This is a genomic window from Atopobacter sp. AH10 (assembly GCF_003664595.1).
Lineage (GTDB): Bacteria > Bacillota > Bacilli > Lactobacillales > Aerococcaceae > Atopobacter.
On record NZ_QXPZ01000027.1, the window covers coordinates 1 to 13211 of the forward strand.

At 38.5% G+C, this 13211-nt stretch carries 14 protein-coding genes; 13 read left to right on the forward strand and 1 reads right to left on the reverse strand.

What is annotated here, in order from left to right; genetic code table 11:
• Positions 1 to 116 precede the first annotated feature (116 nt).
• Complete coding sequence (locus D3H64_RS06300) at positions 117 to 1358, reverse strand: pyridoxal phosphate-dependent aminotransferase (RefSeq protein ID WP_121565429.1); 1242 nt, start codon at positions 1356 to 1358, stop codon at positions 117 to 119.
• Positions 1359 to 1591: 233 nt separating this feature from the next.
• Between D3H64_RS06300 and D3H64_RS06305 the strand changes: the two genes are divergently transcribed.
• From D3H64_RS06305 to fabZ, 13 genes are all read left to right on the forward strand, one after another.
• Entirely contained in the window at positions 1592 to 1759 is a 168-nt protein-coding gene (locus D3H64_RS06305; protein ID WP_121565430.1) for a 2-hydroxymuconate tautomerase, read from the forward strand.
• 518 nt (positions 1760 to 2277) lie between these two features.
• Positions 2278 to 3690: an alanine/glycine:cation symporter family protein gene (locus D3H64_RS06310; protein WP_121565431.1), complete on the forward strand. Its 1413-nt coding sequence runs from the start codon at positions 2278 to 2280 to the stop codon at positions 3688 to 3690.
• Between the two features lie 986 nt (positions 3691 to 4676).
• Positions 4677 to 5192, forward strand: coding sequence for a DUF1836 domain-containing protein (locus D3H64_RS06315; protein ID WP_121565432.1), 516 nt, complete (start codon positions 4677 to 4679; stop codon positions 5190 to 5192).
• An 18-nt stretch (positions 5193 to 5210) separates the two neighbouring features.
• Entirely contained in the window at positions 5211 to 5438 is a 228-nt protein-coding gene (gene acpP, locus D3H64_RS06320) for an acyl carrier protein (protein ID WP_121565433.1), read from the forward strand.
• A complete protein-coding gene (locus D3H64_RS06325) occupies positions 5428 to 5883 on the forward strand; it encodes a biotin/lipoyl-containing protein (protein WP_121565434.1) in 456 nt (151 codons plus the stop codon). Before acpP ends, D3H64_RS06325 begins: the two co-directional genes overlap by 11 nt.
• Positions 5876 to 7249, forward strand: coding sequence for an acetyl-CoA carboxylase biotin carboxylase subunit (gene accC, locus D3H64_RS06330; protein ID WP_121565435.1), 1374 nt, complete (start codon positions 5876 to 5878; stop codon positions 7247 to 7249). The genes D3H64_RS06325 and accC overlap by 8 nt, the downstream gene beginning before the upstream one ends.
• Entirely contained in the window at positions 7246 to 8097 is an 852-nt protein-coding gene (locus D3H64_RS06335) for an acetyl-CoA carboxylase carboxyltransferase subunit beta (RefSeq protein WP_121565436.1), read from the forward strand. The genes accC and D3H64_RS06335 overlap by 4 nt, the downstream gene beginning before the upstream one ends.
• Positions 8098 to 8100: 3 nt before the next feature.
• Positions 8101 to 8946 carry a carboxyltransferase subunit alpha gene (gene accA / locus D3H64_RS06340; protein ID WP_121565437.1) on the forward strand — a complete coding sequence of 282 codons (846 nt, stop codon included), beginning with the start codon at positions 8101 to 8103 and terminating at the stop codon, positions 8944 to 8946.
• A complete protein-coding gene (locus tag D3H64_RS06345) occupies positions 8937 to 9875 on the forward strand; it encodes a nitronate monooxygenase (RefSeq protein WP_121565438.1) in 939 nt (312 codons plus the stop codon). Before accA ends, D3H64_RS06345 begins: the two co-directional genes overlap by 10 nt.
• Complete coding sequence (locus tag D3H64_RS06350) at positions 9872 to 10795, forward strand: ACP S-malonyltransferase (protein ID WP_121565439.1); 924 nt, start codon at positions 9872 to 9874, stop codon at positions 10793 to 10795. Before D3H64_RS06345 ends, D3H64_RS06350 begins: the two co-directional genes overlap by 4 nt.
• Positions 10785 to 11537, forward strand: coding sequence for a 3-oxoacyl-[acyl-carrier-protein] reductase (gene fabG, locus D3H64_RS06355; protein WP_121565440.1), 753 nt, complete (start codon positions 10785 to 10787; stop codon positions 11535 to 11537). Before D3H64_RS06350 ends, fabG begins: the two co-directional genes overlap by 11 nt.
• The gene (fabF, locus tag D3H64_RS06360; protein WP_121565441.1) at positions 11534 to 12769 is read left to right on the forward strand and encodes a beta-ketoacyl-ACP synthase II; all 1236 of its coding nucleotides are present in this window, start codon (positions 11534 to 11536) and stop codon (positions 12767 to 12769) included. The genes fabG and fabF overlap by 4 nt, the downstream gene beginning before the upstream one ends.
• Positions 12769 to 13203, forward strand: coding sequence for a 3-hydroxyacyl-ACP dehydratase FabZ (fabZ, locus tag D3H64_RS06365; RefSeq protein WP_121565442.1), 435 nt, complete (start codon positions 12769 to 12771; stop codon positions 13201 to 13203). The genes fabF and fabZ overlap by 1 nt, the downstream gene beginning before the upstream one ends.
• The last annotated feature ends 8 nt before the right edge of the window (positions 13204 to 13211 follow it).

Below are 13211 nucleotides of genomic sequence, written 5' to 3' on the forward strand. Positions count from 1 at the left end.
GCTTTATATGTCATAGACAGACTTCAGTCTGTCTTTTTCACCAACAACAAAAAGTATAGAGCCTTTTTCTCTTGGACTAGTTTTTTGCCTAGCTATTTTTTATAGATGAATGAGGATTATTTATGACGGTCAAGAGCTGCTTTAATGAGTTTAGGAGCTAGACGACATTTTTTTTCATTGACGGCACAAACTGCGAAACGGAGACCTTTTTTAAGGCCAACCATATAAAGGTCATCTTGCATCAAGTCTTCAACAATTTGAGCGGAATTTTCACAAGGAATACTGATGAAGAAACCGCCAAAGTAAGGTAAGATATCCAAGCCTACTTCTTCTGCACTGGCTACAAAAACTTGAGCACGTTGATGAAGAAGTTGCTTGCTAGCGTCTAGCTCTTTTTGATAAGCTTTTGATTTTTCAGGGTCATCAAATAAGTCGACTAAGACTTTCATGGCGGAATGGTTGATATTGGACCAGTTAGATCGAGCAGAATGACTAGCAGCATAGTAGAAATCTTCGATGATTTCAGGACTAGATGAAAGGCCAATCAAGGCACCTGCACGTAAACCGTATGCTGTGTAGGATTTTGACATAGAGAAAGCTACAGCGATAAAAACATTTTCTGGGAGATTTTCAAATTTGCTGAAAAATGCTTTTTGTTCATCATTGAAACCAGCAAATTCAATATAGGCCACATCTAAAAGTAGTGTGATGGCAGTATTTTCATCCTGAGCAGCTTTTTTAACGAGACTTAGTATACGATCCCAATCCTCATCGCTGATAGAGAAACCAGTTGGATTATTGCCAGGAGAGTTGAAGATGACTAAGATTCTGTCTTTTTCTTCCACACAGTTAAGGAATTTATCTTTAAAATCCTCAAAATTAAAATTATAGTTGTCATCAAAAAGTTTATAGGTGACTAGGTTGCGACCAAATTCATCACACATCGTTTGATAGGGATTCCAGAACCAGTCGTGACAGAGGACGGTATCATTAGGATTTGTAAAGTTCCAAATAGCATTTCTGACGGCACCAGTCCCACCAGGGCTAGCAACAGCTTTAATATAAGCTTTGGGTTTATAAGGACCAAAACAAAGGTCAATGACGCGATCTAGATAGTCAACTCGTCCGGAAATAGGTGCATAAGAAGCGATGAATTGTTGATCTAAAGATTTTAAACTATCGATAACAGTATCAAAAACAAGCAGCTTACCCGAGTCATCCATTAAACTCCCTAGAGTGGAGTTGATGACTTTTTCTGCTCCTTTTTCTTGTATTGCCTTTTTAGCTAGGCCAGAAATGTTAAAAATGGGGTCGTTCACATGAGGCCATCTCGCATGTTTGGGGATAATGTTCTTCATTTTATTCCACCTTTCTCTTGTTGGCTAATATTTTACCATTTCATCTTTCAAAATTAAATTATTTTTAAACTTTTTCTGAAATTACTCTCATAGGAATAGAGCAAGAAAGCTTTCCTTAAAGGGGATAAGGAAGGGAAAAGAAGAATAGGAAGAGAAGAGTGCCTATTTCGATGAAAGATAGATCTTAGAAGGAATATTCGATATAATAGAAAGAAAATAAAGGAGGGAAGATCATGCCATTTGTTCACGTTGAATTGGTGGAAGGTCGGACAAACGAAGCTAAAGAAAAAATGGCTAAGGAAATCACCGAAACTATCCACAAATATGCGAATGCGCCAAAAGAGCATATCCATGTTATTTTCCAAGATATGAAGAAGACAGATTATTTTAACGACAAGTAGATGACTAGTGCAGTGTCAAGGCAAAGCACTAGACATTTAACCGTCTATTTTGAGATAGGCTACTATCAGGAAGCTTATCTGATAGGGCTAATCAGAGGAAGTTTTTACCGCTGACTAGCCTTTTTTTGCGTTTACAAAGGATGACTTAAAGAAGCTAGGGGAGATCTTTCTTTTGTGCTGGGATTAATCCAACTGAAAGAAAGCTTGCTTTTTGAAAGAAAGTTGGATGGATGAAGAAAAGTTTGGTGGATGAAATGCCTGCTGTTTGAAATATTGTGATTAAAGCCACAAGATAAGTGTATAAAAGACTTCTTTTGGATAAATCATCTTATCTATTTATATAGAAAAAAAAGAGCGCTCAGATGTAGATTGGGACAGTATGTTAAAAGAAGTAACACGTCCAAAAAACATATAGCTTGATCCAAGCGCTGTTAAAAAGACAATAGAAAATGATTGCATAAAAAGGCGTTTTGCTTTATCCTAGTAAAGTATAATTATTAGAAAAGGGGAAAAACTTGATGGACTATCTCATTAAATTCTTAAATGAATTGAGCGATTGGATCTACTCGCCACTTCTGATTATTCTTCTTTTGGGGGTTGGCTTGTATTTTACTTTTCGAACAAAAGCGATCCAGTTAAAAAATCTGAAGGAATCTTTCCGAGTGATTGCAGAAAAGCCGGTAGATGAAGGGGATGTTTCTTCATTTCAGGCATTAATGGTGTCCACAGCATCTCGGGTTGGGACAGGGAATATTGTTGGTGTTTCAACAGCTATTTGCTTGGGAGGGCCAGGTGCCGTATTTTGGATGTGGGTTGTTGCCCTAATCGGGGGAGCTTCAGCTTTCGTGGAGTCAACTTTAGCCCAAATTTATAAAAAAAGAGGTTGGACGAATCATAGCTATGGGGGACCATCCTATTATATTGAAGCTGCTTTAAAAAATAGGAGATTAGGGGTTATTTTTTCTATCTGCCTTATTCTGACTTATGCGGTAGGCTTTAATATGTTAGCTGCTTTTAACTTAGCTGATTCTTTCAAAATGTATGACTTTTACCACCCAACATGGACACCAACTCTCGTAGGTCTAGTGCTTGCCTTTTTAACTGGCTATTGTGTACTAGGTGGAGGTGGACGGATTATCCGATTTACTTCTTTATTGGTTCCAGTGATGGGTTTTGTATACGTGGCGGTGTCTCTTGTCATGGTTTTGGTGAATTTACCATATATCCCTACTATGATGCGGATGATTTTCAAAGATGCATTTGATTTCCAAGCGATCACTTCTGGCCTTGCAGGATCTTCTTTAGTGTATGGGATTAAGAGAGGTTTGTTTTCTAATGAAGCTGGGATTGGTTCTGCACCTAATGCAGCTGCAGCGGCTAATGTCTCCCATCCAGTTAAGCAAGGCTTGGTTCAAATGGTATCTGTATTTATCGATACCATCTTGATTTGTAGTGCAACAGCCTTTATGTGTTTGAGTTCTCAAGTCATACCAAGTGAAAAAATTTCTGGTGCACCATATGTTCAAATGGCCTTGTCTAGTTTGTTGGGACACTACGGTTATTATTTTATTACTTTTGCCTTGATGCTATTTGGTTTTACAACTTTGATAGGAAATCTCTACTATGTGGATAACAATTTGACCTATATCTTTGGGAAACAACCTAGCGGACGTTTTATGATAGGTTTCCGAATTTTAGCCGCTTTGGTCATTTTTGTTGGAGCCACTCAAAAAGCTGATCTTGTATGGACTTTAGCTGATCTCATGATGGCCTTAATGGCTTTGATCAATTTGCCGTCCATTCTTGCATTAAGTCGCATTGCTCTAGCATCCTTATCGGACTATCGTGAACAAATTTCAAAAGGGAAAAATCCAGTTTTCAAGGCTAAATCGATTGGTTTAGATGACAGCTCACTGGATTATTGGAAATAAGCAAGAAGATGTTAAAACTTATGTTTCGTGTTAACCGCTAATCAAAGAATGGAGATCCTCAACCTTTAGACTTGAAAGCTATGGGTTGAGGATTTTTTGCCCATTTCAAGTATAAGGGCACTTGCTATGGTGTTCACCAACTTTCCAGTGTCTAAATGTTTGGGGGATATAGTTTTGAATCTAGCTCAGTTTGGGGGATGTAGTTTTGAATCTAGCTCAGAATGAAGCAAAGTTGTTACACCTATATAAGGAAATTGGAACACTAAAATAGTTAAGAATTTATTAAGCTAAAACGATGTTCAAGAGAAAGCTTGATCCGACGGGCAAAGGGACGATTAGAAGCCAAATAAAAAATTTGAATATAGATCTAGTAATTGATACTAGCTCTATGATATAATGGCTTCGGGTTTTGCTGATAAGGCATGAGCAGCTTAGGTATGGCGGCCGATTACCAACTGAACAAGCTTAAATCGCTCAACCTAACTGAAAATAGTTGAGTCAGCCTCATTTTCAGCCTAAATGGATGGTTGGCATAAGGCTCATCTACTAACTTTTTTGAAAGTAGATATTTTTTTCTAATATAGCTAGTCTTTAGAACTAGATCTTTTTAAAAGATAACTCAGTAGTTAAGATGAGTGCTTTTTTTAAAGATTTCATCTAGTTATCAATACTAGTAGAATAGAACTAGCTTTTAAGAGAGCTAGAACATTTTTAACTTATTGATCTAGTATTAAATACTAGATTAGGATATATTCATAACTTAGTGGCTTCAACTAAAGGGATTTATTCTAATTCTAGTGTATAAGACTGCTAAGCAAAGCTTTAGTCGACTAATTTTTTCTTAGCGACTTAAGAGACAAGAAGACGAGTTAGCCAGCAGACCATCAGCTAGTCTTGCGACTTTTATCTAGTAATGAAAACTAGATCGTGAGCAATTGAATGATGACGTCTAAAAACTAGCTCATAAAGGATTGAGAGGTGAATAAATGACGTCGCTGTTTAGAATGAAAGAACTGGAAAATTTAAAAAAAATAGTCATTCCGAAATGGGAAGAAATTCCTAATCGGGGTCTCTATAAGGTAGAACTCATCAAATTTGTCAGGGGAAACCTATCTCCCTTATTTATCAATGATGAAAATTTTATCACTTCTTCCATGATAAACAATTACGTGAAGCAAGGGCATATTAAAGAACCTGTCAATAAAAAGTACTATCGAGATTCTATAGCTCAATTGTTAGCCATTGTCATTTTTAAGCAGGCTATTCAAATCGATGAGATATCAAAAGGGATAGCGATAGAATTAAGAAGTTTTACGATTAGGGACATTTATGACAATTTTGTCGAAGTATTTCTTGACGCAAAAAACAAGGTGTTAAGAAGATTTGGGCACAAAATCACGATTGATTTTGAAGTATCTGATCATCACGACAAGGTCTTATACTATTTGGCTATTTCGCTTTTCACTAAATTATACACTACAGCAATTATAAAAAATAGGTAATAAAAAGGAGAAATTAAGATGGAAAATTACGAAAAATTAGTTGAACTTGTTGCAGAAAACCTAGGGGTAGACCAAGACAAGGTGAATGAAAATTCTGATTTATTCGAAGATTTGAATGCGGACAGCTTGGACTTAGTTGAATTGACTATGGCGATTGAAGATGAGTTTGATGTAGAAATTGAAGATGACAATTTGGATTCTATCAAAACTGTAAAAGACATCCTTAACTACATCAATGGCAAATAAATTTGATGAGATTCTAAGAGCTTTTGAACAGTCGACTGTCTCTCATCTTGTCTATAAAGATCAGGAATTCTCTCTTGAGTTATCTAAGGATGTCAAAACAAGAAAAGAGCCAGAAACTCTTACTACTGTAGAAAAAGTAGAGAATGTAGAGAAGATAGCAGAGCCTAAAGAAAAAGAAGATGTCTTAGAATCGCCGGCAAATTACAAGGAAATTAAGTCTCCAATGTTGGGTATCGCCTATACTCGTATGAATCCGGATGAAGAACCGCTTGTGAAGGTTGGGGATGAGATAAAGAAAGGTCAAGTAATGTGTGTGATCGAAGCCATGAAGATGTTTAACGAAGTGACCTCTGAAGTGGATGGTGTCTTAAAGGCGATTAACTTTAAAGATGAGGACATGGTGGAATTTGATCAAACCTTATTTGAAGTAGAAGAACATGCTTAAAAAAGTATTAATCGCTAATAGAGGCGAAATTGCTATTCGTATCATTAGGGCTTGCCGAGAAATGAATATTAGAACAGTAGCCATTTATTCCAAAGAAGATGTGGATATGTTGCATGTTTCTTTAGCAGATGAAGCTTACTGTATCGGACCATATAAGGCAAGTGAGTCCTATTTAAATAAAGAAGCTATCATTCAGTTGGCCTTAGCAAAATCGTGTGACGGGATTCATCCAGGTTACGGTTTTTTATCTGAAAATGATGAGTTTGCCAAAATGTGTGAAGACGAAGGGATTAAATTTATCGGTCCTTCCTCGGATGCCATTCGGCTTATGGGAGATAAAGTTAATGCTAGAGCTTTAATGATGGAGCATGGCGTTAACGTTGTTCCTGGCTCCAAAGAACCAGTTGATAATTTAGAAGAAATCGAAAAAATAGCTGAAGAAATTGGCTATCCTATTCTCATTAAGGCAGCTGGTGGTGGTGGAGGTAAAGGGATTCGAAAGGTGAATCGAAGCGATGAACTAAAAATGGCTTTTGAGTCTGCTCGAGCAGAAGTGAAGGCAAATTTCTCTAACCCGAAGATGTATGTCGAAAAATGTATTGAAAGACCACGTCATATAGAAGTACAAATTTTACGTGATTCCTATGGCAATTGTATTTCTTTGGGAGAAAGGAATTGCTCTATTCAACGCAATAATCAAAAGGTCATTGAAGAAGCCCCAGCCTTCAATCTAGCGGATGATGTGAAGCAGATGATGTATGAGCAAGCTAAAACTGCTGCACATGCTTGTCACTATGAAAATGCTGGAACCATTGAATTTATTGTAGATCATAACGAAAATTTCTATTTTATTGAAATGAATACCCGCTTACAAGTCGAACATACCGTTACTGAAATGGTTACCGGAATTGATTTAGTTAAGGAACAATTACGGATTGCTTCTGGTTTTAGGTTGGCTATTCAACAAGAAGATGTCAAGATCAAAGGTTATGCGCTAGAAGCGAGAATTAATGCGGAAGAACCTCTAAAGAATTTTATGCCACAAGCAGGGACGGTTAAGAATTTTTATCAAGCGGGTGGATATAATGTGCGTTTTGATTCTTATTTATATCCTACTTGTAAAATTTCCCCTTTTTACGATTCTATGTGTGGAAAATTGATTGTCTATGATAGAACCAGAATGGAAGCTATCAGGAAATTAAGACGAGCACTTGAAGAGACGATTATCTTTGGTGTTAAAACCAATATTGATTTTATTTATACGATTTTATTTAATAAGACTTTTGTAAAGGGGTCTTATACAACTGCTTTTATTTCTGAAAATATGGACGAGATTATGGAATTAATGGAAGGATTTTATCAATGAATATGTTAGTGAAAAGGAAGGCCGTTGTCCAAAAGGCTAAGGACCTTCGATATAAAGAAACTGACGTTAAATATACTACCGTAGAATACCCAGATCTTTTTGTCTGTAAGTCTTGTAAAAAGCCGATCGAAAAAGAGGAACTCAAGAGCAATCATAACTTATGTCCAGCATGTGGTGCCCATTTTTATATAAGCCCCTATGACCGTTTAGACCTGTGTTTTGATCAGTATGAACGGATAGAATTCAGTCAACACGTCGATAATCCGATCAACTTTCCAGGCTATGCTGACAAAAAACAACTAGCGAAAGAAAGATCTGGTCTTGACGAGGCTATAGTGATCGCCAAAGCTAAAATAAAAGATCTAGAGACTTATGTTTTTGTGATGGATAAAGAATTTATGATGGCTTCTATGGGGATAGAAGTGGGAGAGAGGATCTGTCGCTGCTTTGAAATGGCGCAAGAAGAAGGATTGCCAGTGGTTGGCTTTTGCGCTTCTGGAGGGGCACGGATGCAAGAAGGTATTTATTCTTTGATGCAAATGGCTAATACCTCTTTTGCGATAAAAGATTTTTCGGATGCGGGAGGATTTTTCCTAGCTGTTCTGACCAATCCAACTACAGGTGGAGTTTTGGCCTCTTTTGCTTCTTTGGCGGATATGACCATTGCTGAACCTTTTGCTACTATTGGGTTCACTGGGCGAAGGGTGATCGAGCAAACCATCAAAGAAAAATTGGCCGATGACTTTCAAACGTCAGAATTCCAACTAGCTCACGGCTTTTTAGATGAGATTGTTTCTAGGCAGGACTTACATGATTATATCGAGAAAGCTTTGGCTTATCACAGGTGATATATGGAAAATTTAGAATTAGAAAAAGTAAGACAAATCAAAGGAAAAGTGAGCTTAACGCCACAAGATCGGGTCTTCTTATCCCGATACAAGTCTAGGCCAAAACCCAGTGACTTTTTGGATTACTTGATTGAGGATCCAATCTATATGAGAGGGGATCGTGGCTTTGCTGATGATCAGGCAATCATTTGTGGTATAGGAAAATTAAACGGGCAAGTGATTAGCTTTATTGCTTCTAATAAAGGACATGATATTAAAGAAAATCAAGCTTTTAATTATGGAATGATCAAGGCTGAAGGCTATCGAAAAGCGATACGCTGTATGAAGGAAGCAGAAAAATTTCACAGGCCTCTCCTTTGTATAGTGGATACTCCAGGAGCTTACCCAGGTGTTGATGCAGAGGAACGTGGCCAGGCGCACGCAATAGCTGAATCTATTTACACGCTGACTCGACTAAAAATACCTGTCATTTCAGTGATTAGCGGTGAAGGAGCTAGTGGAGGTGCTGTGTCTCTTGCAGTATGTGACTATCTCATCATGATGGAAAATGCTATATATTCCATTTTGTCACCAGAAGGTTTTGCATCTATCCTGTATAAAGATGCCAAAAAAGCTGACTATGCTAAAGAAATAATGAAGCTTGAAGCGAAGGATCTTTTAGCTTTTGGAATAGCTGACGAAGTGATAAAAGAAAATATTGCGGAAACTATCGATGACTTTGAAGAAAACTTTAAACGCGTTAAAGAGGCCATTGAAAAGCAACTAAAGCTTCTTGACAAAAGAGAAATAAAAGACCTACTAAAGGACAGGAAGACGAAGTTTAGAAAGGTAAACAGTCTATGCATTTAGAAAAAATATTACATACGAAATACCCTATTATTCAAGGCGGAATGGCCTGGATTGCAGATGGTGCATTTGCTGCTAGCGTATCTAATAATGGCGCTATGGGGCTAATTGCTACTGGGGGAAGAACCATCGATGAAATTCGAAAAGAAATAGAAATATGCAAAAGCCTAACTGATAAACCTTTTGGCTTGAATGTGTTAATGCTTCATTGGGAAGTAGAGGCTATAAGCGATCTAGTGGTGGAATATAATATTCCTTTTGTCACGACAGGTGCTGGAAATCCTGGTAAGTATATCAAGAAATGGAAAGAAAATGGGACAGTAGTTTTCCCAGTTGTTCCGACTAAGGCATTAGCGATTCGGATGGAACGTGCAGGGGCTGATGGGGTCATTTGTGAAGGAACCGAAGCAGGAGGCCATGTTGGAGAATTAACGACTATGGTGTTAGTCAATGAAGTGGCAGAGGCTGTGAATATTCCGGTAGTGGCCGCTGGAGGGATCTGTAATGGACGCTCCATGTTAGCTGCAGAAGCGCTTGGAGCTTGTGGAGTTCAATTAGGGACTATTCTCCTTGGCAGTGAAGAATGCCCAATTCATCCGAATTATAAGGACAAATTAATCAAGTCTAAATCCACATCGGTTAAGGTGATTGGTCGTATTAATGGTTTACCAACTCGTGTGGTGAAGAATCAAATGACCAAAGATTATATCGATTTAGAGAAATCTGGAGCTAGTTTAGATGAGTTAGAAAAACTTACCCATGCCGCACTCGGGAGAGCTGTTCGAGAAGGAGATATGGAAAGAGGATCTATAATGGCTGGACAAGTTGTTGAAGCCATAACAGAGATCCGCCCATTAGCTCAAATTTTCCAAGAATTGATGGAAGAATATAATGTTGAGAAGATCAAATTGTGTCAAGGAGATCGGTCATGAAAATAGGATTTCTCTATGGAGGACAAGGTAGTCAAAGGGAAGGAATGGGGCTTGATTTTTATCAACAGATAGAAGAAGCAGGCCAGATTTACGATTCTTTTCCCTATGCAGATTTTATTAAAGAAGTTTCTTTCGAATATGAGATGAAACGCTTATCTGAAACCCAATACGCCCAACCAGCTCTAGTGGCTTACCAAGTGATGCTGACCCAGTTGTTAGAGAATCAGGGCATTCACCCTGAAGGCTACTGTGGTTTATCCATTGGTGAATATTCAGCACTTTATGGAGCAGGAGTTATTCGTCCAAAAGATGCTATTGAGATCGCAAAATTCCGTGGCGAAGTCATGGATAAGGATGCGAAAGCTGTAGATACAGCTATGCTAGCGGTTCTTCATAAAAATGAGTCGGAAGTTTTGGCTTTATTGGAAGAAGAGCGAGTGGCGGATCGTATTTTTATTTCGAATATTAACTCTAGTCAACAAATTGTTCTCGGAGGGGAAAGTGAAGACATCGAACGCTTAGCCCAATCCTTGAAAGCTAAAAAAATTCGGGCGATTAAATTGAAAACAGAAGCGGCTTTTCATACGAAATTTATGTCGGAAGCTAGTGAGAAATTAGGTGATTTTCTTCAAAGAATCGACTTTCAGATACCACAATCAGATCTTTATCTCAATCTCACTGGACGTTTATATGAGGGAGAAGACTTCCGTCAAACCTTTACGAAGCAAGTGAAAGAAACGGTTAGATTGGCAGACGATCTCAACCATATGATTCAAGATGGATATGATTGTTTCATTGAAATTGCGCCAAGTTCCGTTTTTGAAAAGTTGCTGGGGAAAATTGCCCCTCATGTGAAGGTTTACCCAGTGACCACAGTTGATGACTATAAAAAGGTAGTGGAGGAATTGAATGGGAAATAGAACATGCTTTATCACGGGGGCTAGTCGAGGTATTGGCCGAGCGATTGCCCGTAAATTTTTAGAAGAAGGCTATAACTTAGCGCTGAACTATCGTAAAGACGAAGACAAGCAATCTTTAGAAGAAGAGTTCGAGCAAGTGAAAAAAGACTGCCAGTTAAGTTCAGAAATCATCTACTTAAAAGGTGATGTCCGTCATTACGACCAATGCGAAGAAATGTATAAGGCCTGTGTGGAGGCTTTTGGTAAAGTTGATGTCCTCATTAACAATGCAGGTATTACAAGAGATAATCTAGCTGTTCGCATGAAGAATGAAGATTTTTATGATGTGATGGAAGTAAACCTATATTCTTGCTTCTATTTCATGAAATTATTCGGCAAACACATGATGAAAAATCGCTATGGTCGGATCATTTCTATCTCCTCTATTGTAGGACTTAGAGGGAATGCCGGACAAGTGAACTATGCTGCAAGTAAGGCAGGGATTATTGGGATGACCAAGTCTTTAGCAAAAGAATTATCAGCTCGGTCGGTGACGGTCAATGCAATTGCGCCAGGTTTTGTTAAGTCGGATATGACGGACAAGTTGAGCGATAAAGTGAAAGATAGCATTCTAGCCTCTATTCCAACTGGTAGTTTTGCAGAAGGGGAAGATATTGCTAATGCAGCCTTGTTCTTAGCTAGTGACTCAGCTAAACAAATTACAGGTCAAGTAATCTCTGTAGATGGAGGGATGAGTATATGAGAAGAGTAGTTGTGACTGGTATGGGGATTATCTCTCCAATTGGAAGCGAAATTGAAGAAGTCAGCAAGAATTTAAAAGAGGGCTATTGCGGAATCAGTGAAATTGATTTGTTAGAAGATCCAGATTTGAAACTGAAATACTGGGGATATTGTTACGATTTCGATCCTGAAGGACTGCTGACACGTAAAGAAATTGGCCGGATGGACCGTGTAACACAACTAGGTCTTTATGCTGCTAAAAAAGCTATTGAAGATAGTCAAATAGACTTTGATGATTATGACCGTGACCGTGTTGCTACAGTTATCGGCAGTGGGGTGGGTGGTTTTGATACCATCGAAGAAGCGGTAAAAATCCAATGTGAAAAAGGAATTTGCCGGTTAAATCCTTTGACTATTCCAATGGTGATGGCCAATAGAACAGCTAATGAAGTGGCGATTCGCTATGGACTTCATGGGGAAAGTCAAACCCCTGTTGCAGCTTGCGCTACTGGGACTAATGCTATCTTAAATGGCTACCGAGCCATCAAAGACGGTTATGCAGACTGTGTGATCTCTGGTGGGGCAGAAGCTGCAGATACCTTGCTAGGGATTGGGAGTTTCCAACAAATTAAAGCTTTATCCAAGGCTGAAAGTTTAGATCGGGCTTCTATTCCATTTGATGCCGAACGTTCCGGTTTTGTCCCTGCTGAAGGGGCAGGCATCTTGGTTCTTGAAGAGTATGAGCATGCCCTTAAACGTGGAGCGAAGATCTATGCAGAAATCGCTGGTGGGGGTATTACTTGTGATGCTTACCACATCACTGCACCAAACCCAGATGGGGTTTATGTGGCTAAAGCAATGGAAAACGCCATCAAGGAAAGAGGGCATAGTTTAGAAGATATTGATTATATTAATGCCCATGGAACCTCTACAGCCAAGAATGACCAAATGGAAACAAATGCTATCAAGTATCTCTTCAAAGATCGGGCGAAAGATGTGGCTATTTCTTCAACCAAATCCATGACTGGGCACCTTCTTGGGGCAGCTGGAGCAGTAGAAGCTATCTTTACGATCTTAGCTATAAGAGACTCATTCATTCCTCCAACGATTAATTTGAAAGTTCCGGATGAAGAGTTAGATTTGAACTATACAGCAAATAAGGCTGTTGAAAAAGAAGTTAACTATGCCTTGAGCAATTCTTGTGCTTTTGGTGGCTCCAACGTTGCTTTACTCTTTAAAAAGGTGGAAGATTAATGCTTGATTCTAATCAAATAAAGGATATTCTCCCCCACCGCCAACCAATGAGCATGATCGACCGTGTTCTTGAGATTAAAGAAGGGGAATATGCGATTGGTTTAAAAAATATTTCAGTAGCAGATCCGATCTTTAATGGACACTTTCCGGATTTCCATATTTATCCAGGCGTCTTGTTGGTGGAATCTATGGCTCAAGTGGGGGCGGTAGCTATCTTGAGTACAGAAGAATATAAGGGCAAATACGCTTATTTTGCAGGGATAGAAAAGGCAAAATTTAAAAAGCCAGTTCGTCCTGGTGATCAACTTATTATTGAAAGTAAGTTAATCAAGATGAGACATGGCTTAGGTTACGCAGAAGCAACCTGTAAAGTAGATGACAAAATTGTAGCAAGTGCCAAACTATCTTTTGTTATTGCGGATAAATTGGCTTAAAAGGCTTT